This is a genomic window from Actinomycetospora termitidis (assembly GCF_030286555.1).
Classification (GTDB): Bacteria; Actinomycetota; Actinomycetes; order Mycobacteriales; family Pseudonocardiaceae; genus Actinomycetospora; species Actinomycetospora termitidis.
Map to the genome: position 1 here is coordinate 1,413,354 of NZ_JASVWF010000001.1, position 26,060 is coordinate 1,439,413.

Consider the following 26,060-nt stretch of genomic DNA (forward strand, 5'->3'; position numbering starts at 1 on the left):
TCCGACCTGCAACTTCTCCCACCGCTACGCCATTCGGCCGCGAAGCGAAGGGGTTAACTGTTGCTCTGAACGGTCGATTCTATGGGGGTGCAGAACGTGATGGACGGCTCCGGGGACGCCCTGTCCCCGCACCCGGCTCTGCGTGGGGCGGGCGACCTCCGCCCCGCGGACCTCGTGGACACGCTACGGAGCAGCGAGCTCGTCGACGTCGTGGACGACGCCGTCGTCGCGGCCGTCGCGCGGGAGGTCTCGCGGGCGACCGGGGAACTGACCGAGCGGACCCCCGCGTCCACCACCGAGGCGGGGGCCCGCACGCCGGTGGACCTCGAGGTGGTCATCCCGGCCTACAACGAGTCCGGGCGGCTGCCCGCGACGCTCGCGGCGATGACCGCGTTCCTGTCCGAGCAGCCGTGGACCTCGCGCATCGTCGTGGTCGACAACGGCAGCGTGGACGACACCGCGGCCGGCGTCCTCCACGTCACCGGCCGGGCGTGCAACGTCGCCACCGGCTGGTGCGTGGAGGCGGTCGCGATCGGCTGCTCGCAGGCCGGCAAGGGCGCGGCGGTGATCCGCGGGCTGCGGACCAGCCGGTCGCGCGTCGTGGGGTTCACCGACGCCGACCTCTCGACGCCGCTCGAGACCTTCCTGCCCGTGATGGGCGCGCTGGACCACGGCGCGACCGCGGCGATCGCGTCGCGGCACGCGCCCGGCGCGTCGATCGCCACGAAGCAGCCGCTCGGCCGGCGCCTCGGCGGCAACGCGTTCCGGATGCTGTCGCGCCCGCTGCTGCCCGGCATCCACGACACCCAGTGCGGGTTCAAGTTCTTCGACCGCGAGGCCGTGCAGAGCGCGCTGTGGAAGTGCCGCTCCACCGGGTTCGCCTTCGACGTCGAACTGCTGCGCCACATCCGCGACGACGGCGGCCGCATCGAGGAGGTGCCGGTCACCTGGACCGACACCACCGGCTCCACGCTGCGCCCGGTCCGCGACGGCCTCGCCGCCTTCACCGCCGTGGCCAAGCTGCACCGCCAGCTCAACCGCGGCAGCGGCCCGGCCCTGCCCGGCCGCACCACCTCCCCGGCCACCGTGACCGACACCGCGACCATCGGGAGCGCCCCGTGACGACCACCCTGTCCCGCCCGGAGGAGACGCTCCCCCCGGTCCGCCTGGTCCCCGTCCTCGGCCGGGCCACCGCGCAGCTCGCGGGGTGCCGCGTGCTCGTCCTGAACTGGCGCGACGTCCGGCACTCGCAGGCCGGCGGCGCCGAGGCCTACGCCCACGAGATCTCGCGCCGCTGGGTCGAGGCCGGCGTGCACGTCACGTGGCTGACCGCGCGGGACGCGGGGCAGAGCGCCCGCGAGGAGATCGACGGCATCGAGATCCGGCGGGCCGGCGGCACGATGGGCGTCTACCTGCGCACCGCGGCCCGGCTGCTGCGCGGCGGCCGCCGCTTCGACGCCGTCGTCGACTGCCAGAACGGCATCCCGTTCTTCTCGCCGCTGTTCACGCGCAACGCCGTCCCGGTGGTCCAGCTCGTCCACCACGTCCACCAGGACCAGTTCTCGACGCGGTTCGGTGCGGGCGGGTCCCTCGTCGGCCGGCTGCTCGAGGGCCGCGTGGCCAAGCGCGTCTACCAGGGCAAGCGCACCGTGGCGGTGTCCGCCTCGACCCGCCAGGAGCTGCGCCGCCGGCTGAAGTTCGACGGGCCCATCGACGTCGTCCCGAACGGCATGAACACCGCCATCTCCTCGGGCGTGCGCCGCCGCGCGGAGAAGCCGACGATCGTGCTGACCAGCCGGCTGGTCACGCACAAGCGCGTCGACCTGCTGCTGCACGCGATCTCCGCCGCGCTGCCGGACGTGCCGGACCTGCAGGTCGAGATCATCGGCGACGGCCCGGACCTGACGAACCTGCGCCGCATGGCCGTCGAGCTCGGGCTCGGCCGCGTCGTGCGCTTCCACGGGCGGCTCCCGAACGACGAGCGGGACGCCCTCATGGAGTCCGCCTGGCTCACCACCTCCACCTCCGACGGCGAGGGCTGGGGCCTGGTCGTGCTGGAGGGCGCCGCGGCCGGCGTGCCGTGCCTCGCGATCCGCACCACCGGCATCCGCGACTCGGTCCTGGACGGCGTCACCGGCTGGCTCGTCGACGGCATCGACGACTTCGCCGCGGCCCTCCCGCGGACCCTGGCCGAGCTCGCCGACCCCACCCGGGCGAACGAGGTCGCCGACGCGTGCCGGACGTGGGCGAGCTGCTTCTCGTGGGAGCGCTCCGCCGAGCTGCTCGCGGGGTCGGTGCTCTCCGAGATGCGCGCGTTCCACCGCACCCAGGCCGACTCGAACCTCCCACCGGCCGACCGCTCGGCGCTGCACCGCGCCGCGACCCGCCGTCGGGCCCGGTCGGACATGACGGTGCTGGCCCGCTTCACCCACGACGAGCCGACCGAGGCCGCGGCCACGCTGCGGCTCACCGACGAGGTGTCGATCTGCCTGGGCCGCAACCAGGTCCTGGCGCTGCTGCGCGGCTGCGACGAGGTGGACGCGCTCGGGGTCATCGGCCGACTGGGCGCGAAGGAGCCCCACGTGCGGCTCGCGAGCCGCCCCGAGCTGCTCGGGGGACCGGCGATCGTCGGCCTCACCTCGGGCGAGACCCTGCCCTCGGACGTCGCTCCGGCCCGATGACCGCGCGGGACACCGCCGAGCCGCTCGACGTGGGGACCGCCGCGCTGCTGGCCACCGAGGGTGCCCCGCCGCCCGCGCCCGGCAACCGCGCCACCGGCGGGACGGCGACCCTGCTCTCCGCCTCCGGCGGGCTGGTCGGGCTGCTGAGCTACGCGGTCACGCTCGTCATGGCGCACCTGCTCGACGCGGCCGCCTACACGGCCTTCGCGGCGGCGGTCGCGGTCGTCGGGACGGCAGGGGTGGCCTCGGCCGCGCTCATCCCGTTCCCGCTCGCGCACGTGGTCCGGGCCCACCCGGACGGACACCCGGAGCGGCGCGCGGCCACGGCCTTCGCGGTCGGGGTGTCCGTGCTCGTCGGGCTCGTCGCCGCGGTGGTGCTCGGGCTCGTCGTGGGTCCGGTGTCGGACGTGCCGACCGCGCTCGCGGCCGCGGTGTCGGGGCTCGCCCTGTTCGCGGTCGCCCCGATCTGGGGGTTCCTGCAGGGCGAGGACCGGTTCGGGCGGTACGCGGCGCTGACGGTCGGCGAGGTCGCGGTGCGCCTCGTCGCGAGCGTGGTCGCCGTCGTCGTGGGGGCCGGGGCGTGGGGCGCGGTCGGCGGGTTCGCCGTCGGCGCCCTCGCGATCCTCGCGGTGTCCGCCACCCCGCGCACCGGCCCGTTCCGCGGGCTCCGGTTCGCGACGATCACCCGCGCGCTCGCCGACCGGGCGCGGTGGGCGGAGACCGGCGGGGTCGCCGTGACCCAGGCCGTGCTGTCGGCGCTCGCCGCCGCGGACGCCGTCGTCGTGGCCCTCGCGGTCACCGACGCGACCGCCTCCGCCGGATACCAGGCGATCTCGACCCTCGCCAAGGCCCCGGTGTACGTCGCGGTCGGGACGGCGCTCGTCAGCTTCCCGGTGCTGCGCGTCGCCCACGGCCGGGACCGGGAACTGCGGATGCGCGAGGCCCTGGTGTCCTTCGTGCGCCTCGTCGTCCCGGCCGCCGCCGTCGTCGCGACGGTGCCGGGCGCCCTCGTCGGCATCGTGCTGCCCGAGCGGTACCTGCCCTCGGTCGCGCTGCTGCCGGTGCTCGCGGTGATGGGCGTCGGGCTGGGCGCGACGACCGTGCTCGCCAGCCTGCTGCTCGCGGTCCGGGCGCGGCGGGCCCTCACGGTGTCGCTCTCCCTCGCCGTCGTCGCGCTCGCCGTCGGGCTCGCCCTCGGCGCCTCCGGGGCTCTCGCCGGGCTCCCGCTCGTCCCCGACGACCCCGCCGGTCCGCTGGCCGCCGGCGCCGCGTCCGGCGCGCTCGTCGGCGCCGTCGCGGTCGCGGTGTTCGGCGCCGCCCACCGGCCGCGACGCATCGCGCCGGATCCCGGGCTCGGCCGCGCGGCCGCGGTCGGTGTGCTGTACGCGGCGGTGGTGACGGTCGTGCTCGCGGCCGCCCGGTCGTCGGTCCCGCTGTGGCTGCTCGCGGTCGTCGTGCTCGGTCTCGGCCTGGTCGGCCTGCCGGTGCTCGGGCGCCGGATCCTCCCCGGCCCGGACGCGGCCCTCGCGTCGCCGGACCGCGAGCACGGGGCGCTGCACGTACTGCACCTCGCCTTCGAGGACCCGGCGATGCCCGGCTCCGGCGGCGGGGCGCTGCGCACCGCCGAGATCGACCGGCGCCTCGCCGCCGCCGGGCACCACGTCACCGTCCTCACCGGGCGCTACCCGGGCGCCGAGGACCGGGTGGAACACCACGGCCGGGGCACCGTGCACTGGGTGCACCCGCACGTCGGACGCGGTCGCACCCGGCTCACCCGGCTCGTGGCCTACATGGCGGCCGCGTTCCTCGCCTCCCGCCGGGCCGGGCGCCGGCACCCGGGCGACGACGCCGGCCCGGGCCCCGTCGACCTCGTCGTCGAGGACTTCTTCGCCCCGATCTCCTCGATGGCGATCCCGCGCTGGACGCGCCGACCCGTCGTCGGGGTCGTGCAGTGGCTCAACGCGAAGGAGAAGGCGGCGCAGTACCACGTGCCCGTCCACTGGGTGGAGCGCTGGGCGGTGCGCACGCACCGGCGGATCGTCGCGGTCTCGCACGGCGTCGGGGCGGCGACGCAGGCGCTGGCCCCGCGGGCCGAGGTCGCGGTGATCGGCAACGGCGTCGACCCGGTCGCCTTCACCGTCCCGCCCGCGCCCGTCCACGCCCGGCGCGACGTGGTCTTCGTCGGGCGGATCGAGATCGCCCAGAAGGGCCTCGACCTGCTGCTCGACGCGTGGGCGCAGGCGGCGGACCGGATCGACGGCTGCCTGCTGCTGGCCGGGACCGGGCCGGACGAGGAGGCGCTGCGCGAGCGCGCCCGCGAGCTCGGGATTGCCGACCGCGTGCGCTTCCTCGGCTGGGTCGCCGGGCGGGACAAGGCCGAGCTGGTGGCCCGCGCGCGGATCGCGGCCGTGCCGTCGCGCTTCGAGACCTTCGGGATCGTCGCCGCGGAGGCGCTCGCCGTCGGGACCCCGGTCGTGGCCTACGACATCGACTGCCTGCGCGAGGTCGTCCCGGCCGACGGCGGTGTCCTCGTGCCGGCCCGCGACGGCTTCGACGCCTCGGCCTACGCCGAGGCCCTGGTGGCGATCGGGGAGGACGAGCCGTACCGCGCCGTCGTCGCGCGCCGGGGACCCGACCTCGCCCGGATCCACGACTGGGACGCGCTCGCCGCGACCCAGGACGCGTTCTACCGCCGGGTGGCGGCCGAGGGCCGACCGTGACCGGCGGATCCGCACCCCTCATCCGCCTCGACCCCCGCCCCACCCCGCGGGTCCGGACTGCGGGTCCCGACGGCCGGTGGGGGCGCTCCGAGACCCTCGGCTGGGGTCCGCCGTCGGCGGTCGAGGCCGTGCCCGGGGCGGCGCTGCGCGTGGACGGTGGCACCGCCACCCGGCCCCGGCCGGGGGGTCTCCGGCCCCACGACCAGCGGGCCCGGGAGAGCTACCGCGTCGACCCGGAGCGCACCGACCCGCACGGCACCGTCCCCCCGGTCCCCGACGGTCCCGCTCCCCGGAGCAACGGCACCGGCCGGCACCGCGCCACCCCCGCCCACCGGCGCTCCGGGGGCGCACCGTTCCCCGGCCTCGGCCCGCCGGTCCACCGCCGCCGGCGGCTGCCGCCCGGTGCCGCGCCGCCGCTCGGCCGCGTCCTGGTCACCGCCCCCGGGCCGCAGCGCCACCGGCCCGGCGGGATCGCCGGGATCGAGTGGCGGGTCCGCGACCTGCTCGCCGTCCTCGGCACCTTCCTGCTCGTGCACCGCCCGACAGCCGGGCTCGTCCGCCGGTTCTCCCGGGTGCCCGGCGCGCCGCTGACCGCGGTCCTCTACGGCACCCGGCCCTTCGCCGGCGCGCTGCCGGGACGCCGGCCGAGCCCGGTGTTCGTCGGCTCCACCCTGCTCCTCGTCGCGGCCGCGGTGTTCCTGCGCGGGTTCCACCAGGACACCGCGTACGAGATGTTCATGGACGAGGTCCAGTACGCCGACGTCGCGAACTCGTTCACCCGCGGCGACGGGCCGCAGCTGTTCCACGCGCCGTTCTTCCTGCACCCACCGCTGGCGTTCCTCTACTTCAGCCGGTTCATCAGCGCCCCGCAGGCGAGCATGACCGTCGAGTTCGTCCTCTCGCTGCGCCCGGCCGTCCTGCTCTTCGCCGCCGCGAACACCGCGCTGGTCGTCGCCTGCGCCCGACGGGTCACGCCCCGCTGGGCCGCGCTCGTCGCCGGGGCCTTCTACGCGCTCGACCCCTTCGTCATCCGGTTCGACAGCCGCCTCATGCTCGAGGCACCGATGCTCTTCGGCGTCCTCGCCGGGCTGCTCCTCCTGCTCCTCGCCGCCGAGGCCCCCACCGGGAGACGCCGGTGGGTGCTGCTCGTGGCCGGCGGCCTGCTCTGGGGCCTCGCGATCACGACGAAGACCAACGCGGGCCTCGTCACCGGCCTCCCCCTGCTGATCATGATGGTGTGCTCGTGGGGGCTGCGCCGGCGCGAGGCGGTCACGGTGTTCGCCTGCGAGATCGGCTTCTACCTCTGCTACGTGTTGTGGACGCTGGTCACCGGCCGCTTCCTCGGCTGGGCCGACCAGACCCTGGGCGGTGTCGCGCGGGCGATCGGCCTGGTCAAGGAGACCGGCTTCAACTCCGCGAACTCGCCGTCGTTCACCAGCCGCATCGCGGCGAACCTGACCCTGACCGGGACGTCGTACGCGCTCATCGCGTCCGCCTCGGTGTTCGCGGCGTTCCTCGTGCTGCTGTCGTGGCGCTCCCTGCGGCTCCGGGGAGAGCCCGGGGACCGCTTCGCCGACCCCCGCGACCTGGGCGGCCGGGTCCGTGCGCCGGGGGAGAACGCGCTGGGCGTGCTCGCCTGCTGGGTGGCGGGCGTGGTGGGCGCGATCGTCTACACCTTCGGCCTCGGCGAGGTGGAGGAGCAGACCTTCTACCTGCTCGCGGTGCCGCTCTCGGTCGTGGCGGGGCTGGTGGTGACCCGCATCGCGCGCGCCCGCCGCTGGGTGGCGACGGCGGGTCTGGCCGCGGTCGCGCTCGTCCTGGTCGCGTCGGTCGCGATCTGGTGGAACATCCGCTCGCAGACCGACGACACCTACCGCGACTTCTCCGCCTGGTTGTTCACCACGGTCGACCCGAAGACGACCCACATCGCCCTCGGTGAGCACACCGCGCAGTTCGTCATGCCCGGCTACGGCGTCTTCCCGTTCCACGACGTCGAGGACGCGCGCCGGAGCAACTCCCGCTACGGCGTGGTGTCCACCCAGCTCTCCGAGCTCGGCCTGGCCGACCTCACGCCCGCCACCATCGCCGAGCTCGATCGGCGCTACCCGGTGGTCTTCGTCGCCCACGGACGCACCGCGGGCGACCTCAAGGTCTACGACTTCAGCCGCCCGCTCGACGGGTCGGCCCCGATCGGCTCCGGTCCGCAAGGGTAGGTACCACGATGTCCGAGCAAGCCCGTCCCCGACCGTCGGCACCGACCGGGCTCATCCCGAGCCTGGTGGGCATCCGCGGCTACCTCGCGCTGATCGTGGTGATCGTCCACCTGGCGCCGTACGCGGTCGCGATGGTCCCGGCCACCGCCGGCTTCTTCGTCCCGTTCTGGCACCACGGCTACGTCGTGCTGGACCTGTTCTTCGTGCTCTCCGGGTTCGTGATCAGCTCGGGCTACGCGCGGACGTTCGCGCGGTGGCCGGGCCGCGCGACCTTCGGGAAGTTCCTCTGGGCCCGGTTGTCGCGCTTCTACCCGGTCCACCTCGCGGTGCTCGCCGTGATGGTCGCCGCGGTGCTGGTGTCGCGGGCACTCGGCGACGAGATCCCGCACGGCGGGAACCTGACCTGGGACCTGCTGCGCCAGATCACGCTCACCTCCGGGTGGGGCGGCGCGCACGCGCTGACGTGGAACGGCCCGGTGTGGTCGCTCTCGGCGGAGTGGGCCTGCTACCTCGTCCTGCCGCTGCTGCTGCCCCTGGTGCAGCGGCTGCGCACACCCGCGGCCTGCGTGATCGGGTACCTCGTGGCCTGCGCGATCCCGCTGGTCTGCTACTCGTTCCTCGGGTTCGACGACGGGACGATCACCTACGAGATGCCGCTGCCGCGGGCCTTCGGCGCGTTCCTCGCCGGGGCCACGCTGTTCCAGCTGCAGAGCGTCGGGTCGCGGATCCCGGCGGCGCTGGGGCGGGTGACCGGCCCGGTGGTGGCGGTGGCGTTCCTGTCGATCGTGGGCATCGCGGCCCTCGGGCACCCGAGCATGCTCGCGCTGCCGGTGGTGGGCCTCGTGGTGCCGGCGCTCGCCCAGCGGCACGGCGCGGTCGACCGCTTCCTGTCCACCCGGGTGTCGCTGCTCGGCGGCGAGTACAGCGTCGCGCTGTTCCTGGTGCACGTGCCGTGGATCATCGCGGCGTCGATGCTGATCAACCCGCGGACGTTCCCCGGCTCCGGCTGGGGCGTCGTCGGGATCCTGCTCCTGGTGGCCGGGTCGTTCGTCCTCGCGTGGCTGGCCTACGTCGTGGTGGAGCGTCCGGCGCAGAAGTGGATGCGCCGGCTCGTGAAGCGGGCCCCGGGCGCGCCGCGCAAGCCCGTGGAGGAGCGGGTGGAGGAGCGGGTCGACGTGACCTCGCACGGCCGTTCCGACGCCGGGAAGTGACCTTTTCGGAGTAGTTGTACGCCCGATCGGGTGACAGGCTGACGCTCCCGCTGATGCGCGGGTCGGCCCTCCCGATCGGACTCACGTGACGACCCTCCTGCGCCTGCTCCCCGTCGCGATCGTCGTCGCGCTGCTCGTGTCGGCCGCGCTGCCGACCGGTCGCGCGCAGGCCGCCGCCGGCCCGGCCTGGGGCCTGGTCGCCTCCACCTGCACCGCGTCCTCGCTCGCGGCGAACCGTGCCGTCGGCATCACCGTGGTCGAGGTCGAGGCCTACTGGGACCGCTACATGCCCGCCCGGGCCGGCGCGGTGGACACCGCCTACGTCGCCGACCTGCGGGCCCGGATCACCCGCTGTCTCGACGCCGGCCTGCGCGTCGTCCTCGGCCCCGGGATGCAGTACCCGCCGGCCTGGGTGCGGTCGCTGCCCGGGGCGGCGCTGGTCGACCAGCGCGGCAAGCGCCCCACGAACGGCGCGATCGACACCGTCTTCTCCGCCGCCGTGCGGGCCGCCCAGGCCGACTACCTGAAGCGCCTCGTGACCGACCTCCCGGCGAAGCGCATCGAGGCGGTCCGGGTGGGCACCAGCACCGAGGGCGAGATCGGCTACCCGGGGCCGAACGAGGCGGGCGACGGGTTCCTCCAGAGCTGGTGGGCCTTCTCGCCCGCCGCCCAGCAGGGCACCGGGCTCGCGGCCGGGACGGCCCGCTCGCCGATGCCGGGCTGGATCCCCGGGCAGAAGGCATGGCAGGGGAAGGCGGTGACCGCGGCCGCCGCCCGGTCCTGGTTCCTCTGGTACTCCCGCGCGCTCACGTCCGCGGTCAAGGGCCAGCACGACGCCCTGCGCGCCGCCGGGTTCACCGGCCAGGTCCACCTGCCATCGCCCGGCAAGGGGGTGCTGCCCGCCGACCTGACGACGGCGGCGAACGCGCTGCTGAACGGGACCGGCGACCGCGACGGCTCGCTCGGGCGCGGCCTGAACTACACCGACCAGTTCGCGGTGCTGGCGGGCAGCACGTCGAAGATGGTGATCGACCTCAGCGGGGTGGACGACGCGTCCGCCGTGCTCGCCCGCCGGCAGTCGCCCGCCCAGGACGCCTGCCGGTCCTCCGACCCGTCGACCAGCGTCGCGGCCGGGACCCCCGTGCACCTCTGGTCGAACCTGCGCTTCGCCCGCGCCCAGGCGACCCGGGCCGGCCTGCCCGCGATCGGGGAGAACCCCGGGCCGCCCGCGGCGCAGACCGGCGGCACGTCGTACTCGGACTCCCTCGCCGAGCAGGTCCGCCGCGCACCCGGCTACGCCCGCAGCTGCGGCCTGTCGGCCCTGCTGGTGGCGTTCGAGTGGGCGCTCGACGACCCGGGCTCCGGGGTCACCCGCGACGACTACCGCCGCGCGGTCCTCGGCTGAGCCACGATCGGGCGGTTCCCGGCGTCCGTCCCGACGACGGGTGCGGCCGGTCGGCCAGGCTGCCCCGGTGAGGTCCGCACGACGGCGACGCGCACCGGCCCGCTCGCTGGCCGTCCTGCTCGCCCTGGTCGCGTCGTGCGGCGCCGCGCCGACCGCGCCGACCGCACCGGCCCCGCGCGCCGACCCGGCCTGGGGCGTCGTCGACTCGACGTGCGCCCCCGAGCGCCTCGCCGCCCGCGTCCCCGGGGTCGACGTCGCCGTGGTCGAGGCGCACTGGGACCGGCTGGAGCCGCAGCCCGGCGTGACGGATCCGGGCTACGCCGAGGGGCTGCGCGCCACCGTCACCCGCTGCGTCGACGCGGGGGTCCGGGTGGTCCTCGGCAGCGGGCTGCAGTACCCGCCGGGCTGGGTCCGCGCGCTGCCGGGCGCGGAGATCCGGGACCAGGCCGGCCGCACCCCGACCACCGGCGCCGTCGACACCGTCTTCTCGGCCGCGGTCGCCGCGGCGGCGGACGACCACCTGCGGCGGCTGGTCGCCGCCGTCCCGCTCGACGGCCTCGTCGGGATCCGCGTGGGCACCTCCACGGCGGGCGAGCTCGGCCACCCCGGCCCGGAGGCGTCGGGTGCGGCGTTCGACAGCTGGTGGGCCTTCGGCGACGCCCCGCAGCACGGCGTCGGCCTGGCGCCGGGCCAGGTGTCCTCCCCGATGCCGGACTGGGTCCCCGGGCAGCGCACCTGGCAGGGCCGCGCCGTGACGCCGGACGACGCCCGCGGCTGGTTCACCTGGTACTCCGGCGCGCTGGTCCGCGCCGTCGCCGACCGGGCCCGGTCCCTGCGGGAGGCCGGGTACCGGGGGCCGGTGCACGTCCCCGCCGCCGGGCGCGGGGTCCTGCCCGCCGACCTCGACGCCGCGGTCGGCGTCGTGCTCGACACCGCGGTGCGCGACGGCGCCCTGCGCCGCGGGCTGGACTACGTCGGCGACCTGCCCGCGCTCGCCGCGGCCGTGCCGGGCGCCGTCGTCGACGTCACCGGGCTCGACGACGCCACCGCGGTCCGCGCCCGCCGCCTCGACCCGCCGCAGGACCGCTGCGCCCCCGGCGACGCCGAGGCCCTCGTCGCCGGCGCACCGTCCCTCGACGACTGGCCCAACCAGCGCGTGACCGTCGCCGCGGCGGCCCGGGCCGGGCTGCCGACCGTCGGGGAGAACCCGGGCCCGCCGGGGCCGACGACGGGCGGGGTCGCGGACTCCGACAGCGAGGCGGACCAGGTCCGGTACGGCGTCGAGTACGCCCGCGTCTGCGGCCTCTCGGCCTTCCTCCTGGCGTTCGAGGACGACCTGTACACCGGCCGCAGCGGGATCACCCCGGACGACTACCTCACCGCGATCCGTCGCTGACCCTGCCCGTCATCGTTCGGCCGAGTGGAGCTGCGCACGTTGAGCCGGCCGCGTGGATTCGCTGGGCCGACCGATCGTCAACCTCGTCGCGCTGTGCGATCCGGGCCCGGACGACGCGATGGCAGAGAGCGTGTCCCTCCTCGCGTATCACCCGTCCCTCCCGCCCCGGTCGTCCCTCCGGTCCCGCGCGGCCGTGGCCACCGTGCTCGCCCTCGTCGCCGCCCTCCTGCTCGGCCAGCGACCGCCGACCGCCCACGCGGCGTCCGACCCCGCCTGGGGCGTGCTGGCCTCCGGCTGCACGACCTCCGACATCGCCGCGAACCGCGCCGTGGGCATCGGGCTCGTCGAGGTCGAGGCGTACTGGGACCGCTGGCTGCCGACCTCGGCCGGCGTCGAGAACACCGACTACGTCGCCGACCTGTCCGCCCGGGTCACCGCCTGCCTCGACGCCGGCCTGCGCGTCGTGCTCGGGACCGGCACGCAGTACCCGCCGTCGTGGGTCCGCGGGCTCCCCGGCGCGACGCTGGTCGACCAGCGCGGCGACAGCGCGGACACAGGCGCGATCGACACCGTCTTCTCCGCCGCGGTGCGCAGCGCCCAGGACGACTACCTGCGGCGCATCGTCGCGGCGCTGCCCGTCGCGCGGCTCGACGGCATCCGCGTCGGCACCAGCGCCGCGGGCGAGATCGGCTTCCCGGGGCCGAACGAGTCCGGCACGGGCTTCCTGCAGAGCTTCTGGGCCTTTGGCGCCGACGCGCAGCAGGGGACCGGGCTGGCCGCCGGGATGCCGCGTACCCCGATGCCGGGCTGGGTCCCCGGCACGCGGACCTGGAACGGCACGACGGTCACGCCGGCCGCCGCCCGGAACTGGTTCCTCTGGTACGAGCGCTCGCTGATGTACGCGGTCAAGGGCCAGGCCGACACCCTGCGCACCGCGGGCTACACCGGCGCCGTGCACGTCCCCGCGCCCGGCAAGGGTGTGCTCCCGGCCGACCTCACCGCGGCCACGAACGCCCTCCTGAACGGCACCGGCGATCGCGACGGCTCCCTCGGCCGCGGGCTGTACTACGTCGACCAGTTCCCGGTGCTGGCCGGCAACGTCGCGAGCACCGTCGTCGTCGACCTGACCGGGGTCGACGACGCCACCGCCGTCACCGCCCGCGCGCTGACCCCCGCGCAGGACACGTGTCAGGCGAACGACGCCACCACGAGCATTCAGAGCTCGACGCCGGTCGCGAGCTGGTCGAACCTCCGCTTCGCGCGCGCCCAGGCTGCCCGCGCCGGGCTCGCGGCCGTCGGGGAGAACCCGGGGCCGCCCGCCGCGCAGACCGGCGGCACCTCGAACTCGGACTCCGAGGCCGAGCAGATCCGCCGCAGCCCCGCCTACGCCCGCGGGTGCGCGCTGGCCGCGTTCTTCCTGGCGTTCGAGGACGTGCTCGACGACCCGTCGTCGGGATCGGACCGGCAGGACTACGTCGACGCCGTGACCGGGACGAGCTGACGGGCCGTGACGGGCGCCTCCCCGGTCGGTACGCGATCAGGTGGCGCTCCGGTCCGTGGCGCGCGATCCGTGGCCGGAACGGGTGCAATGTCGGAATGGGTGTCGGGGCCGGCGGGGGCCGACGGGTCGTCCTCTCGATCTACGACGACGTGGACAACCCCTACTACGCCGGAGGCGGTCCGGCCGTGGTGGCGCGGGTGGGCCAGCGCCTCGCGGCCGAGGGGTACGAGGTCACGGTCTACTGCGGCTCCTACCGCGGCGCGGTGTCCGGCGACCGCGACGGCGTCCGCTACGTCCACCTGCCCGTCGGCTGGGCCGGCCCCCGCGGCGGGCAGGTCCTGTTCTGGCTGCTCCTGCCGCTGATCGCGCTCGTGGTCCGGCCGCACGTCTGGATCGAGAGCCTCACCCCGCCGATCTCGGCGAGCCTGCTCCCGCTGACGGCACGCTGCCCGGTCGTCGGGCTGGTGCAGATGCTGTGCGGCGCGGACATGCAGCGCCGCTACCACCTGCCGTTCGAGGCGATCGAGCGCCGCGGTCTCGCGCTCTACCGGCACTTCGTCACGCTGAACGAGGTCGACGCCGGTCTGGTCGCGGCGGCGTGCCCCCGCGGGAGGGTCCGGCTGATCCCGAACGGGGTGGACCTCCCGGCGGAGGTCACCCCCGCCGTCGGGACGGGGCTGCTGTTCCTCGGACGCCTCGACGTGCGGCAGAAGGGGCTCGACCTGCTCCTCGAGGCCCTTCCCGACGGCGGGTCGCTCGAGATCGCAGGGTCCGGCACCGCCGCCGAGGAGGCGCGGCTCGCCGGGCTCGTCGGCGGGGACCCGCGGGTGCGGATCCTCGGCCGGGTGCAGGGGGACGCCAAGGAGGCGGCGCTGCGGCGCTGCGCGGTCGTGGTGGTGCCCTCGCGGTACGAGACGTTCAGCCTGACCGCGCTCGAGGCGATGGCCCACGGCCGGCCGGTGATCCACTTCGACCTGGCGCGGCTCGCCTGGATCGGCGCCGAGGCCGGGGTCGCCGTGCCGGCGTTCTCCGTGCCGCAGCTGCGGACCGCGATCACCGGGCTGACGTCGGACGGGGCGCGCCGGGCGGCGATGGGCCGCGCGGCCCGGCGCCACAGCCGCGGCTACGACCGGCGGATCACCGAGGAGCGCTACGTCGACCTGGTCGCCGACCTGGTCGGGACCCGCCGTCCGGCGCCGTCGGGTCAGGCGGCCCAGTAGGTCTCGGGGGCGCGCGGGACGACGCCGTCCGGGAAGAGCGCGTCCACCTGCGTGCGATAGCCGCGGATCAGCTGCTCCTTCGCGTCGAGCCCGTCGTCGACGACGTGCGGCCGCAGGCCGGCGCGCCGCACGAAGGTCGGGTCGGGCTCGTGGGTCAGGGAGTACGGGAAGTCGGCGTAGTGCACGACAGGGGTGCGGGTCCACTCCGCACCCAGGTCACGGGTGATCAGATGGTCCACGTGCCGGCCCACGCCGAGCGGGGCGAGCAGCAGGTCGACCTCCCCGGCACGCTCGGCCAGGTCCCGCGCGAGTCCGGCGCGCAGGGCCCGGTCCCCGCCGGAGATCCGGCCGCGCGCGATGTCGAAGCGGTACGTGGGGTAGCGGTGCGCGAGCTCCGGGAGCACCCGGCCGACCGCCTCCGGGACGTCCCGGCGCCGGAACAGGGCGTCGGCGTGCCCGGCGTGCTCGGGGCGGGCGCCGAGGCGCTCCACGACGTCCCGGTCCTCGTCCCGCCGCGCGGTGAACAGGGTGGCGGCGTCGGGATGGCTGCACTGGCGCAGGAACGACCGCGCCGCCCGGGTGTGCGGACCTGCCGTGCACGCGGTGAACAGCGTCAGCACCGTGATCTCGCACCCGCCCAACGACCCGAGCAACGCCCCGCACGAGAGCACGGCGTCGTCGAGGTGCGGGGAGAGGACCAGGACGCGCGCGCCCGAGGTGCGGGCGTCCTCGATCACGGCGGGGAGGGTCACCCCGGCACCGTAGGGACGACCGGCGGGCCCGCGTCGGCGTTCCCGCTCCGGACCGCCCGATTCGGGGACCTCGGCGCCCTGCGCGGTCGGCGTTGCGTGGCGCACACGGCCAGAGGTGCCGGAGTGCCGTGCGGTGGGCGTTGCGTGGCGCACACGGCCAGCGGGGTCGGTGTGCCGTGCGGCCGGCGTTGCGTGGCGCACACGGCCAGCGGTGTCGGCCTGCTGCCAAGGCCGCGTTGCGTGGCGCACACGGCTGGAGATGTCGGCCTACTGCCGGAGGCGCGTTGCGTCGCGCACACGGCCAGCGGTGTCGGCCTACGGCCAGGGGTGCGTTGCGTGGCGCACACGGTCAGCGGTGTCGGTGTGCTGTGCGGGCGGCGTTGCGTCGCGCATCGCTGTCGGAGCCGACCGACGCACGTAGCACGCGCGGCGGTGGTCGAGGGATGACGCGCGACGTAGCGGTGCATGATCCACATCAGGGCGGTGTACCGCCCGCGTGGTGGGGCACTCTGCCGCCCGGATGTCGATCATGGATCGCAACGGGCAGGACGAACCTCGCCGACCGTGTGTGGGGCGCAACGCCGGTGCGGCGGTCGACGAACCTCGCCGACCGTGTGTGGGGCGCAACGCCGGTGCGGCGGTCGACGAACCTCGCCGGCCGTGTGCGCGCCGCAATGCCGACGGCTCCCGGCCGCCGTGAACTGCACCGCAGGCGTCCGCTCACCCACCGTGATCTGGCAGCGTGACCCCGATCGATCCCGATGGAAGGACTTCTGGGGTGTTCGCACGGCGGGTCATGGTGGTGGGGACGGGCTACGTCGGGCTGACGACGGGAGCGTGTCTGGCGTCGTTGGGTCACGAGGTGGTGTGCGCCGACATCGACGAGGCGAAGGTGGGGCGCCTGCGTCGGGGGGTGGTGGACATCGTGGAGCCGGGGCTGGCGGAGCTGGTCGCGGAGCAGACCTCGGCGGGTCGGTTGACGTTCGTGGTCGGGGCGGGGGCGGCGCTGGCGGCGTTCGAGGACGGTCGGCCGGCGGAGGTGCTGTTCCTGTGCGTGCCGACGCCGATGGGTGCGGGTGGGGTGGCGGACCTGCGCGCGGTGGAGTCGGTGATCGAGGAGGTCGGCGCAGAGCTGGCGGCGGGCACGGTGGTGGTGAACAAGTCGACGGTGCCGGTGGGGACCGCGGCGCGCACCGCGGAGCTGCTCGAGCGCACCGACGTGGCGGTGGTGTCGAACCCGGAGTTCCTGCGGGAGGGGTCGGCGGTCAAGGACTTCCTGGGGCCGGACCGGATCGTGGTCGGTTCGGACAACCAGGACGCCGCGGAGCGGGTCGCGGCGCTGTACGCGCGTCTCGGTGCTCCGACGGTGTTGACGGACGCGGCGTCGGCGGAGTTGATGAAGTACGCGGCGAACTGCTTCCTGGCGATGAAGCTGTCGTACGTGAACGCGATGGCCGAGCTGTGTGAGCGGGTCGGGGCGGACATCGGGGACGTGACCGAGGGGATCGGCTACGACCGGCGGATCGGGCAGGCGTTCCTGTCGCCCGGGCCCGGTTGGGGCGGGTCGTGTCTGCCGAAGGACACGCACGCGTTGCTGCAGGTGGCGGACTCGGCGGACTTCGAGTTCCGCCTGTTGCGGGCGACGATCGACACGAACACCCGGCAGCGGCAGCGGATCGTGGACAAGGTGCGCCTGGCGGTGACCGGGAAGCGGACGGGGTCGCTGTCGCGGGTGCGGCTGGCGCTGCTGGGGCTGACGTTCAAGGCGGGCACCGACGACCTGCGGGACTCGCCGGCGTTGGCGATCGCGGCGCTGCTGCGTCAGGCGGGGGCGGAGCTGGTGGGGTTCGACCCGGCGTTCGTGGAGGGCAAGGACGGCGCGGCGCCGCCGACCGAGATCGATGGGGTGCCGCTGGCGGCGGACGCGGTGTCGGCGGCGCAGGGCGCCGAGGCGGTGCTGGTGCTGACCGAGTGGCCGATGTTCCGCACGCTGGACTGGTCGGTGATCGCGACCGCGGTGAAGCGCCCGATCGTGATCGACACCCGCAACATCGTCGACCCGGCCACCCTGCGCCGCGCCGGCCTCACCGCCGTCGGCCTCGGACGCCGCGGGGAGGGCGACGTCGCGGCGTGACTCCCTCTCCGACCTGCACGAACGGCACTCCCGCAACCTCTAGGTGAGCGAGAGTGCCGTTCGTTCAGACGGTGATGAGCGACTCCCGCAGGACGTCCGCGACCGGCGTGGCGGGTCGGCCGATCAGGTCGGCGAGCGTCGGATCGGCCGGCGCGAAGTCGCCGCGCGCAGCAGCGGGGAAGAACCCGAGCAGCAGGTCGGCGGCCGGCGCGGGGACACCCCGCCCGAGCAGGATCTCCCGGTACTCCTCCGGCTCCACGACGATGCGCCGGACCGGCCGGCCCGCGAGCTCGCCGACGAGCGCCGCGACCCGGGAGAAGTCCACGGCCTCCGGGCCCGTGAGGGGTGCGGTCGGCCCGTCGGGGGCGCCGTCGACGAGCAGCCGGGCGGTCGCGGCGGCGAGGTCCTCGCGGGTGGTCCAGGCGGTCGGCCCGTCGGCGGGGAGACGGAGCTCCCCGGTGCTCGCGGCGTCCGCGACGAACATCGGGACCGTGTTCGCGTAGAAGCCGTTGTGCAGCGACGTCCACGCGATGCCCGACGCCGCGAGGATCTCCTCCGTGGCGGCGTGGTCGGCCGCCGCCGCGAACGGCGAGTCGGCCCGGGCGCCCTGGTGGGCGGTGTAGAGCACCCGTCCCGCGTCGACGGCGACGGCGGCGTCGATCGCGGCGCGGTGCTGGGCGACGCCGTCCGGGCCGAGGGTGTTCGCGCTGACGACGAGCACCTGGTCGGCGCCCTCGAACGCGTCCGGCAGCGTGCCGGGCTCGGTGAAGTCCCCGCGGCGCACCCGCACGCCGCGGTCGGCGAGGTCCCGGGCCTTCTCCGGGTCCCGCACGCTCACCCCGACCCGCTCGGCGGGCACGAGGTCGAGCAGCCGGTCGACGACGAGGCGGCCCAGAACGCCGGTGGCTCCGGTGACGACGATCATCCGTCCTCCTGTTTCCAGTGGTAGCAGTTGAACGCTAGCACCGGAAACGAGCGACCGCTAACGCGAAGCTGTTACCGTCGATACTCGTGGAACCCCGAGTCCGGATCGTCGCCGCCGCGGCCCGCCTGCTCGAGGACGGTGGGGAGGACGCGGTGTCCACGCGGGCGGTCAGCGCCGCGGCCGGGGTCCAGGCGCCGACGATCTACCGGCTGTTCGGCGACAAGCAGGGTCTGCTGGATGCCGTCGTCACCCACGGCTTCGAGAGCTACCTCGCCGAGAAGACCGTGCGCGAGCCGACGGACGACCCGGTCGCCGACCTCCGGACCGGGTGGGACCTGCACGTCGGGCTCGCGCTGGAACGGCCCGCGCTCTACCGGCTGATGTACGCGCGGCCGCAGGCCGGCGGGTACTCGCCCGCCGCCCGCGCCGCCTTCGCGGAGCTCGCGGCCCTGGTGCACCGCATCGCCGTCGCCGGCCGGCTGGCGGTGCCGGAGGGTCGGGCCGTCGGCCTGCTGCACTCCGCGGGCTCGGGGGCGGCGTTCTCGCTGATCGCGGTCCCGCCGGAGAAGCGGGATCCCGGGCTCGCGGACGCCGCGCGCGAGGCCGTCGTCGCGGCGATCACGACGGACGAGGCCCCGTCCGGCACCGGCCCGGTCGCCGCGGCGGTGACCCTGCGGGCCTGCGTGGACGACCTCGACGGGTTCACGACCGCCGAGCGCGGCCTGCTCACCGAATGGCTCGGCCGGGTGACGTCGGGGTCCTGACGGCGGCCGCGCGCAGGAGTTCGCGCGCCTCCTCGGCGGCGCGGGCGATCCGGTCGGCGACGAGCTCGGCGCCCGCCGCGGTCGCCGCGAGGCGAGCGCCGGCCGCCGTGTCGGCGCCGAGGACGTCGAGGCCCTCCCGGGCGAGCGCGCCCAGGTGGGCCGTCGCCCGCGCGCTCGCCGTCGCCGACCGGTACAGGACGTCATCGTCGACGAGGTAGCGGTCCCGACGGTGCCCGTCGCGCTCCCGCCGGATCTGGCTCTGCCGCTCGAGCAGCGTGACGGCCTTGGAGATCGACGCCGGGCTGACCGACAGGTCGCGGGCGAGCTCGGCCGCCGTGAGACCGCCGGCGCCGGCGGTGTAGAGGTTCGCGAGCACCCGGGACGCCGTCCGCGGCAGGCCCGCCGCGGCGAACACGGCGGCGAACCGCTCGCGATACGCGCGGAGGGCCGCGTCCCCCGTGACCGGGACCGGGTGGGACGTCGGAGCGTGCCGCCGCCGAGGGCGGGCGCCGGATGCGAGGTGGGCCAGGTCGGCGCGGTAGGCGGCGGCCCCGCCGTGCCGGGCGACCTCGCGCGTCACGGTCGACGTCGGGCGGCCGAGGGTGCGGGCGATCTCGGCGTAGGGCCGGTCGTCCCGGAGCCCGGCCTCGATCCGCCCGCGCTCGCGTTCGGTCAACCTGCCGCCCGGCACGAGCCCACGCTACCGTTCGATTCTCGGCGGGTGCAACGACCTCGTTGCGTTGCCTTCACTCCTCGCGCAACATTATCGGCCCTGTGAGCAGTGTCGATATAGGTAAGAAGCAACGAGGACGTCGTTGCACCGGCCGTCGCGGCCTAGCGTTTCGCAGGATCGAAACGAGAGGAGTGCGCCATGGCCGGCCTGGAAGCACTGATGCGGACGCTCGTCGACGACGGGGTTGCGATGGGGGTCCAGCTCCGAGTGCACGAGGGCACCGACGAACGGGTCCTCACCGTGGGGTCGCGGGAGCGCGGCAGCGACGTGCCGCCGCCGGTCGACGGTCGGTTCCGCATCGGCAGCACCGCCAAGACGTTCACCGCGGCCCTCGTCCTGCGCCTCGTCGCCGACGGGGCGCTCGAGCTGGACGGAGCGGTGTCCGACCACCTGCCCGCGCTCGCCCCCGACCCGCGGATCACGGTGCGCATGCTGCTGCAGCACACCAGCGGGGTGTTCAACCACACCGGTGAGTACGACGCGGACGGCACGTTCACCCCGGGCGCCGTCCCGGGCCTGGGGCCGGAGTGGGTGGCGCGCCGGGAGCGCGTGTCCGCCCCGGAGGACCTCGTGCGCGACTCCCTGGCGCGGCCACTGCGCTTCGCCCCGGGGACGTCGTGGAGCTACTCCAACACGAACTACGTCCTGGCCCGGCTGCTCGTCGAGCAGGCGACCGGGAGCCCCTTCCCCGACGCGATGCGCCGGCACGTGCTCGAGCCGCTGCGCCTGACCGACACGGTGCTGCCGGAGACCTCGCCGGAGATCCCCGGGCCGCACGCCCACGGCTACTACCGGTACCTCGACGGCGACACCTGGCGCACGGCCGACACCACGGTGTCCGACCCCACCTGGATCTCGGCCGCCGGCGACATGATCTCGACGACGGCGGACCTGCACGCCTTCGTCTCCGGGCTGATGTCCGGCGCGCTCCTCCCGGATCGCCTCGTCGCCGCGATGCGCACCCCGCACCCGGCGTCGGGCTACGGGCTCGGGCTGTTCGTGGCGCCCACGCGCTGCGGCGGCACCGTGGTCCACCACCACGGCAACTTCTGGGGCCGGGCGACCCTGATGGTCAGCAGCCTCGACGGGGCCCGGACGCTGACGGGGTCGGTGACCTGCGGCGAGGCGGACCTCGACCTGGGCGCGCAGAGCACGGCGTTCGAGGCGTTCACGCAGGGACTGGTCACCGAGGTGTTCTGCGGCGGGCGCTCCGCGTGAAGCCCCCGGGCGGCACGCCGAGCAGCCGCCGGAAGTGCCGCGTCAGGTGCGCCTGGTCGTGGAAACCGGACTCGACCGCCGCCCGCGCTGCCGGCACACCGGCCAGCAGCAGCCCCCGGGCGAGCTCGACCCGCCGTCCCACCAGGTACCGGTGCGGCGGCAGCCCGAACTCGGTGGAGAACGCCTTGACCAGGTGGTTCGCCGTGACGTGCAGCCGGGCCGCCGCGTCGTCGAGCGTGAGGCCGTCGACGACGTGGGCGTCGAGCAGGTCCCGCAGGCCGCCGGCCGTGCGCGGGTCCCGCACCGGGCCGTCGTCGGGAACGCCTCCGCCGAGGTGCGTGGCGAGCCGGTCGGTCACCAGGGCGAGCCCGGAGCTCGCCGACAGCTCGTCGCCGGGCCGCTCGAGGACGTGGTGCAGCCGGTCGACCGCGTCGTGCAGGGCGTCGTCGACGACGGCGGGGGAGTCGACGGCACGCCCCACGAGGGAGTCCGGGAAGTCGGACAGGTAGAGCACGCGCTTGCGGAAGCCGCCGGCCGTGGCCGATCGGCCGTCGTGCGCCACCCCGGGCGGCAGCAGCGTCACCGCCCGGCCGAGCGCGCCGTGCTCGCTGCGGTCGAGGTCGTAGCGGACCGCGCCGTCGTCGACGACCAGCAGCGTCCAGGTGGAGTGGGTGTGCAGCGGGTAGGCGTGCTCGACGAACCGGGCGTGGAACACCTCCTCGATGCCGCGCACCCCCGGGTTCCACGCCCGCACCTGCTCCGGACCCACCCCAGGAAAGTACAAGAACCGGTAGGCGCCAGACGGCGATCGTGGGCGGCATGAGCAGCCGATGGGAGACGAAGATCGTGATCGTCGTCCGCGACGACCTGGCCGGGTGGCAGCGCAGCAACGTCGTCGCGTTCCTCGCGAGCGGGATCGCCGCGACGACCCCGGAGCTGATCGGGGAGCCGTACGCCGACGCGGACGGCACCGCCTACGCGCCGATGTTCCGCCAGCCGGTCGTCGTGCTGGAGGGGGACGCCGAGACCGTGCGCGCGGCCCACCGGCGGGCCGTCGACCGGGGACTGCGCGTGCCGGTGTTCACCGCGGACCTGTTCGCGACCGGCGGCGACGAGGAGAACCGCGCGGCCGTGGCGGCGGTGCCGCGGGAGAAGCTGGACCTGGTCGGCGTCGCCGTGCACGCGCCGCGCAACGCCGCCGACAAGATCACCAAGGGAGCGCGGATGAGTTCCTGACAACGCCGCGGGTCGGGGTCCGGACCCCCGGCACCTGCGCGGAATCCGCTTCCGGCGGAATCGGATTCACGACGGTGTGTCGGACCCGGGGTCACGTGCCGGGCGTGCCCGCGTCGACGGCGGGCTCACCCGTCGGCCGGCTCCAGGCCGTAGACCTCCAGCCCGTCCGGCACGCCCTTGAGGTTCAGCCGGCGACGGCGGCGGGCGGTCACGGTGCGCGCGTCGAGGCGGCCGAGGAACTCGCCGCTGGCCAGGATCTCGTCCGCCCGGCCCGCGTCGCCGAGCCGCGCGGCGACGTTGACCGCGACTCCGAGGTAGTCGCCGCCCACGCGGCGCGGCCGCCCGAGGTGGAGCCCGGCGCGCATCCGTGGCGACCAGCCGGGGACGTGCAGCCGCCCGAGCCGGCGACGGGCCTCCACGACCGCGTCGAGGGCGCCCCGCGGATCGGCGAACGCGACCATGAGGCCGTCGCCGAGCCGCTTCACGACGGTGCCCGCGCGCTCGGTCATGGGCGGTTCCCAGGCCTCGCCGACCTGGCGCAGCACCCGCAGCACCTCGTCGTCCCCCGCCGCGAGCGACCAGCGGGAGAACTCGACGAGGTCGGTGAAGACGAGCGTCACCTCGTGCTCGCCGCCGCCCCGCCCGAGGCGCTCCAGGACCGACTGCCACACCTGCACCCCGCCGAGCCCGAGCTCCCGGGTGACGCCGGGCCGGTCCCCGGTGAGGCCGACGATCGCCCGGCCCGCGGCCTCGGTGTGCCGGGCGCCGCCGAGCGAGAGCGGGTCGCCGAAGTGGGCGTCGCCGGGCAGCGCGTCGCGCAGCCGCTTCACCGCCCGTTGCAGCGCCGGGGACCGGTCGAGCTCCTGCGCGCGCGTCGCGCCGCGGGCCGCCGCAGCCCGGAGCCGGTCCATGCGGGTGGCGGCCGGCTCCGACCCGTCGTCGGGAACGGGGTGGTCGGACCCGTCGGGCGGCTCGGCGGGCTCAGACGTCGTCACGGCGCAACCCCTCGAACACCTGCCGGTCGACCGCGTCGACCAGGTCCTCGAGCGGCACCCGGCCCGGGCGGTACCACTCGATGAGCGAGTTGACCGTGCCCGAGAGCAGGCGGGCCGCGACCACGGGATGGACGTCCGGGCGCACCGCGCCCGCGTCGACGGCTGCGGTGACCAGGCCCGCCACCGTCTGGTCGAACTCGCGGCGCCGGTCGAGGGCCCAGCGCTCGGTCTCGGTGTTGCCGCGCAGTCGGAGCAGGAGGGTCACGTACGGCAGCTCGGTGGCCAGCACCTCGACCTGCCGCCGGACGATGTGCCGCAGGCGTGCGAGCGGGGCCCCGTCGACCGCGGCCGGCTCGGCGAGGATGTCGAAGAGCCCGTCCAGCGCGCGGTCGAGCGCGGCCCGCAGCAGAGCCTCCTTGCCCGCGACGTGGTGGTAGAAGGACGACTTCGTGATCCCGGCGGCGCGGGACAGGTCCTCCATGCTCGTCGCGTCGTACCCGCGCTCGTTGAACGCCCGCGCCGCGACCTCCACCAGGGAGGCCGGCGTGTAGGGCTCGGGGTTGCCCGAGCGGCGCCCGGGACGACCGGCTCGTCCCGCCCCCTCGCCTCGTCCGTCACTGGTCATGGTGCGGCGACCCTAGCGTCGGGGGTCCGCATGGTTGACGCTGTCCACGAGACAGGTGTCCGTGGTCACGCGGCGCTGCTACCGTGGCCATCCGACCGAACGATCGTTCGGCACCTCGCACTCCCCGGAGAGGCCATGACGACGACCGAGGCGACGCCGCACCTCGCGCCCGCCGGCGATGCCCGCAACGCGACCCGCACGATCGGCGCGCCGCTGGCCCGGGCCCTCGCCGTGGCCCCGGGCGCGACCGCGGTGGTCTGCTCCGGGGTGGAGCTCACCTACGCCGAGCTCGGCGTCCGGGTGCGGCGCCTGGTCGGGGCCCTCGCCGGGCTGGGCCTGCGCCGCGGTGACCGCGTCGCCGTCCTGGGGGCGAACGGCCACCGCTACCTCGAGCTCTACCTCGCGGTCCCCGCGGCGGGCCTGGTGATCGTCCCGCTCAACACCCGGCACTCCGACCCGGAGCGCTGCTACGCGATCGCGGACTCCGGCGCCCGCGTCCTGGTGACCGACCGGGACGTGGCCGGGCTCGACGCGGAGGTCCGGGTCGTGGACCTGGAGTCGGAGTACGACCGGCTGCTCGCCGAGGCCGACGAGGTCGACCTCCCCGACGGCGCGGACGCCCCCTCCGAGCACGACCTCGCCGGCATCTTCTACACCGGCGGCACCACCGGGGCGGCCAAGGGCGTCATGCTGACCCACGGGAACCTCGTCGCGAACGCCTTCCACTTCATGGCGTGCTGGCCGTTCACCGGGGACACCCGGTTCATGGTCGTGGCGCCGATGTTCCACGCGGCGGGCACCATCGGCACCCTGGCCACGATCTGGGCGGCCGGGACGCAGGTGATCGTCCCGGCGTTCACCCCGGCGGGGGTGCTGGACGTCGTCGAGCACGAACGCGTCACCGCCACGCTCGTCGTCCCGACGATGATGGACGCGCTCGCCGTCGAGCAACGGGAGCGCCCGCGCGACGTGTCGTCGCTGCGCTGGCTGTCCCACGGCTCGTCACCCGCCGCCCGCGAACTGCTGCGGCGCACCCACGCGACCTTCCCCGACGCGTCGATGCTGCACATCTACGGCCTGACCGAGACCTCGCCGATCGTCACGCTGCACCCCGACGAGCAGCTGCGCCTCGACTCGCCGCGCGCGATGTCGTGCGGGCGGCCCGCCGTGGGCGTGGAGGTGCGCGTCGAGGACCCGGTCGAGCGCGGGCCGCTGCCCGCCGGGCAGGTCGGGGAGGTGGCGATCCGCGGGGCGAACGTGACCCCGGGCTACTGGAACAAGCCGGAGGAGACCGCGAAGGTCCTCGACGGCGGATGGTTCCGCTCGGGGGACCTGGGCTACCTCGACGACGCCGGCTACCTGTTCCTCGTCGACCGCGCGAAGGACATGATCGTGTCGGGCGGGGAGAACGTGTACTCGGCGGAGGTCGAGAACGCGCTGTACTCGCACCCGGCGGTGGTGGAGGCGGCGGTCTTCGGCATCCCCGACGAGCGCTTCGGCGAGGCCGTGCACGCGACGGTCCAGGTCCGGGCCACGGTGACGGCGGACGAGCTGACCGCGCACTGCCGGCTGACGATCGCGGGCTACAAGGTGCCGCGGTCGGTGAGCCTGACCGACGACCCGCTCCCCAAGTCCGGCGCCGGGAAGATCCTCAAGCGGAACCTCCGCGACGCGTACTGGGACGGACGGGAGCAGCGCATCTGACCCCGCGTGGTGAGTCGCGCCACCGGGGCGGCCGTTCCGATCGGACGGGGACGGTCTCTACGCTCGGGCGGACGGCGGACCACGACGAGGAGGCCCCGCGTGCACCAGCACCTCGAGGTGCGCATCGGCGCATGCCCGGACTACGTGTGGGCTGTGCTCACCGACGTCGCGCGCTGGCCCGAGTGGTCGTCCTCGCTGCGCGCGGTGGAGGTGTTCGACGGCGGCCCGCTCGTGGTCGGCGGCGGCATGCGGGTCCGCCAGCGCGGCCTGCCCGACCGGACGTGGCGCGTCACGGAGCTCCGTCCGCACCGGGGTTTCACCTGGGAGGGCGGCGGTCTCGGGTCGGCGTCGCGGCTGCGGGTCCGGATGGGGCGCTCCGTCGAGGGTCGCGGCACGGACGTGACGGTCGACCTGGACCGGTCCGGCTGGGTCGGCGGCGCGGTGGGGGCGATGACGGCCGCCACCTCCTCGGCGCACCTCGAGGAGCTGTTCGACGGGCTTCGACGCCGGTGCGAGGCCGGGCAGTGCGCCCCGGCGGCGCCCGCGGCCTCGGCGCCCGGCGCACGTCACGGGTCCTGACCCGCGGGTTGCGGGTATCCCGGGGCGTGCACATCGTCCCCGGTCCCC

Annotated in this window: 21 protein-coding genes; 15 read left to right on the forward strand and 6 right to left on the reverse strand. The window is 75.5% G+C overall.

Annotated features, from left to right (window positions below; translation table 11 throughout):
• Nucleotides 1-81: 81 nt before the first annotated feature.
• The 9 genes from QRT03_RS06960 (at nt 82) to QRT03_RS07000 (ending at nt 14,347) form a co-directional block, all read left to right on the forward strand.
• On the forward strand, nt 82-1,122 hold the full coding sequence (locus QRT03_RS06960) for a glycosyltransferase (protein ID WP_286051782.1): 1,041 nt from the start codon (nt 82-84) through the stop codon (nt 1,120-1,122).
• Nucleotides 1,119-2,681 carry a glycosyltransferase family 4 protein gene (locus QRT03_RS06965; protein WP_286051783.1) on the forward strand — a complete coding sequence of 521 codons (1,563 nt, stop codon included), beginning with the start codon at nt 1,119-1,121 and terminating at the stop codon, nt 2,679-2,681. Before QRT03_RS06960 ends, QRT03_RS06965 begins: the two co-directional genes overlap by 4 nt.
• Nucleotides 2,678-5,401, forward strand: coding sequence for a glycosyltransferase family 4 protein (locus QRT03_RS06970; protein ID WP_286051784.1), 2,724 nt, complete (start codon nt 2,678-2,680; stop codon nt 5,399-5,401). Before QRT03_RS06965 ends, QRT03_RS06970 begins: the two co-directional genes overlap by 4 nt.
• Nucleotides 5,398-7,614 (forward strand): ArnT family glycosyltransferase, encoded by a 2,217-nt coding sequence (locus QRT03_RS06975; protein ID WP_286051785.1) that lies wholly within the window; start codon nt 5,398-5,400, stop codon nt 7,612-7,614. The genes QRT03_RS06970 and QRT03_RS06975 overlap by 4 nt, the downstream gene beginning before the upstream one ends.
• A gap of 8 nt (nt 7,615-7,622) precedes the next feature.
• Nucleotides 7,623-8,825, forward strand: a complete 1,203-nt coding sequence (locus QRT03_RS06980; RefSeq protein ID WP_286051786.1) for an acyltransferase family protein — start codon at nt 7,623-7,625, stop codon at nt 8,823-8,825.
• Nucleotides 8,826-8,910: 85 nt separating this feature from the next.
• Entirely contained in the window at nt 8,911-10,230 is a 1,320-nt protein-coding gene (locus QRT03_RS06985; RefSeq protein WP_286051787.1) for a hypothetical protein, read from the forward strand.
• Nucleotides 10,231-10,297: 67 nt separating this feature from the next.
• Nucleotides 10,298-11,626 (forward strand): hypothetical protein, encoded by a 1,329-nt coding sequence (locus tag QRT03_RS06990; RefSeq protein ID WP_286051788.1) that lies wholly within the window; start codon nt 10,298-10,300, stop codon nt 11,624-11,626.
• A gap of 193 nt (nt 11,627-11,819) precedes the next feature.
• Nucleotides 11,820-13,127, forward strand: coding sequence for a hypothetical protein (locus QRT03_RS06995; protein ID WP_286051789.1), 1,308 nt, complete (start codon nt 11,820-11,822; stop codon nt 13,125-13,127).
• A gap of 95 nt (nt 13,128-13,222) precedes the next feature.
• Nucleotides 13,223-14,347 carry a glycosyltransferase family 4 protein gene (locus QRT03_RS07000; RefSeq protein WP_286051790.1) on the forward strand — a complete coding sequence of 375 codons (1,125 nt, stop codon included), beginning with the start codon at nt 13,223-13,225 and terminating at the stop codon, nt 14,345-14,347.
• On the opposite strand, the gene QRT03_RS07005 is transcribed toward QRT03_RS07000, so the two are convergent.
• Entirely contained in the window at nt 14,332-15,099 is a 768-nt protein-coding gene (locus tag QRT03_RS07005) for a PIG-L deacetylase family protein (protein WP_286051791.1), read from the reverse strand. The genes QRT03_RS07000 and QRT03_RS07005 overlap by 16 nt on opposite strands.
• A gap of 778 nt (nt 15,100-15,877) precedes the next feature.
• On the opposite strand from QRT03_RS07005, the gene QRT03_RS07010 reads away from it, so the two are divergent.
• Nucleotides 15,878-17,233, forward strand: coding sequence for a UDP-glucose dehydrogenase family protein (locus tag QRT03_RS07010; RefSeq protein ID WP_286051793.1), 1,356 nt, complete (start codon nt 15,878-15,880; stop codon nt 17,231-17,233).
• Between the two features lie 64 nt (nt 17,234-17,297).
• Here QRT03_RS07010 and QRT03_RS07015 read toward each other — a convergent pair whose 3' ends face one another.
• The gene (locus QRT03_RS07015) at nt 17,298-18,158 is read right to left on the reverse strand and encodes an NAD(P)H-binding protein (RefSeq protein WP_286051794.1); all 861 of its coding nucleotides are present in this window, start codon (nt 18,156-18,158) and stop codon (nt 17,298-17,300) included.
• A gap of 86 nt (nt 18,159-18,244) precedes the next feature.
• Between QRT03_RS07015 and QRT03_RS07020 the strand changes: the two genes are divergently transcribed.
• Nucleotides 18,245-18,922 carry a TetR/AcrR family transcriptional regulator gene (locus QRT03_RS07020; RefSeq protein WP_286051795.1) on the forward strand — a complete coding sequence of 226 codons (678 nt, stop codon included), beginning with the start codon at nt 18,245-18,247 and terminating at the stop codon, nt 18,920-18,922.
• Here QRT03_RS07020 and QRT03_RS32145 read toward each other — a convergent pair.
• Nucleotides 18,885-19,613, reverse strand: a complete 729-nt coding sequence (locus tag QRT03_RS32145; protein ID WP_425604787.1) for a GbsR/MarR family transcriptional regulator — start codon at nt 19,611-19,613, stop codon at nt 18,885-18,887. The genes QRT03_RS07020 and QRT03_RS32145 overlap by 38 nt on opposite strands.
• Before the next feature lie 180 nt (nt 19,614-19,793).
• On the opposite strand from QRT03_RS32145, the gene QRT03_RS07035 reads away from it, so the two are divergent.
• The gene (locus tag QRT03_RS07035; protein ID WP_286051796.1) at nt 19,794-20,873 is read left to right on the forward strand and encodes a serine hydrolase domain-containing protein; all 1,080 of its coding nucleotides are present in this window, start codon (nt 19,794-19,796) and stop codon (nt 20,871-20,873) included.
• On the opposite strand, the gene QRT03_RS07040 is transcribed toward QRT03_RS07035, so the two are convergent.
• Entirely contained in the window at nt 20,839-21,642 is an 804-nt protein-coding gene (locus tag QRT03_RS07040; RefSeq protein ID WP_286051797.1) for a helix-turn-helix domain-containing protein, read from the reverse strand. The two genes, QRT03_RS07035 and QRT03_RS07040, sit on opposite strands and share 35 nt — an antisense overlap.
• Before the next feature lie 50 nt (nt 21,643-21,692).
• On the opposite strand from QRT03_RS07040, the gene QRT03_RS07045 reads away from it, so the two are divergent.
• On the forward strand, nt 21,693-22,109 hold the full coding sequence (locus tag QRT03_RS07045; protein ID WP_286051798.1) for a DUF2000 domain-containing protein: 417 nt from the start codon (nt 21,693-21,695) through the stop codon (nt 22,107-22,109).
• Nucleotides 22,110-22,234: 125 nt separating this feature from the next.
• Here QRT03_RS07045 and QRT03_RS07050 read toward each other — a convergent pair whose 3' ends face one another.
• Together QRT03_RS07050 and QRT03_RS07055 are read right to left on the reverse strand one after the other, a co-directional pair.
• Nucleotides 22,235-23,104, reverse strand: coding sequence for an adenylate/guanylate cyclase domain-containing protein (locus tag QRT03_RS07050; protein WP_286051799.1), 870 nt, complete (start codon nt 23,102-23,104; stop codon nt 22,235-22,237).
• Complete coding sequence (locus QRT03_RS07055) at nt 23,091-23,729, reverse strand: TetR/AcrR family transcriptional regulator (RefSeq protein ID WP_286051800.1); 639 nt, start codon at nt 23,727-23,729, stop codon at nt 23,091-23,093. Before QRT03_RS07055 ends, QRT03_RS07050 begins: the two co-directional genes overlap by 14 nt.
• Nucleotides 23,730-23,864: 135 nt before the next feature.
• On the opposite strand from QRT03_RS07055, the gene QRT03_RS07060 reads away from it, so the two are divergent.
• Together QRT03_RS07060 and QRT03_RS07065 are read left to right on the forward strand one after the other, a co-directional pair.
• Nucleotides 23,865-25,433, forward strand: coding sequence for a class I adenylate-forming enzyme family protein (locus QRT03_RS07060; protein WP_286051801.1), 1,569 nt, complete (start codon nt 23,865-23,867; stop codon nt 25,431-25,433).
• Between the two features lie 99 nt (nt 25,434-25,532).
• The gene (locus tag QRT03_RS07065) at nt 25,533-26,012 is read left to right on the forward strand and encodes an SRPBCC family protein (RefSeq protein WP_286051802.1); all 480 of its coding nucleotides are present in this window, start codon (nt 25,533-25,535) and stop codon (nt 26,010-26,012) included.
• Nucleotides 26,013-26,060 lie beyond the last annotated feature (48 nt).

Coding starts and splice junctions, on each gene's coding strand:
- QRT03_RS06960 (WP_286051782.1), top strand. CDS start 82: ATGGGGGTGCAGAACGTGATGGACGGCTCCGGGGACGCCCTGTCCCCG.
- QRT03_RS06970 (WP_286051784.1), top strand. CDS start 2,678: ATGACCGCGCGGGACACCGCCGAGCCGCTCGACGTGGGGACCGCCGCG.
- QRT03_RS06980 (WP_286051786.1), top strand. CDS start 7,623: ATGTCCGAGCAAGCCCGTCCCCGACCGTCGGCACCGACCGGGCTCATC.
- QRT03_RS07000 (WP_286051790.1), top strand. CDS start 13,223: ATGGGTGTCGGGGCCGGCGGGGGCCGACGGGTCGTCCTCTCGATCTAC.
- QRT03_RS07015 (WP_286051794.1), bottom strand. CDS start 18,158: ATGATCGTCGTCACCGGAGCCACCGGCGTTCTGGGCCGCCTCGTCGTC.
- QRT03_RS07035 (WP_286051796.1), top strand. CDS start 19,794: ATGGCCGGCCTGGAAGCACTGATGCGGACGCTCGTCGACGACGGGGTT.
- QRT03_RS07045 (WP_286051798.1), top strand. CDS start 21,693: ATGAGCAGCCGATGGGAGACGAAGATCGTGATCGTCGTCCGCGACGAC.
- QRT03_RS07055 (WP_286051800.1), bottom strand. CDS start 23,729: ATGACCAGTGACGGACGAGGCGAGGGGGCGGGACGAGCCGGTCGTCCC.
- QRT03_RS07060 (WP_286051801.1), top strand. CDS start 23,865: ATGACGACGACCGAGGCGACGCCGCACCTCGCGCCCGCCGGCGATGCC.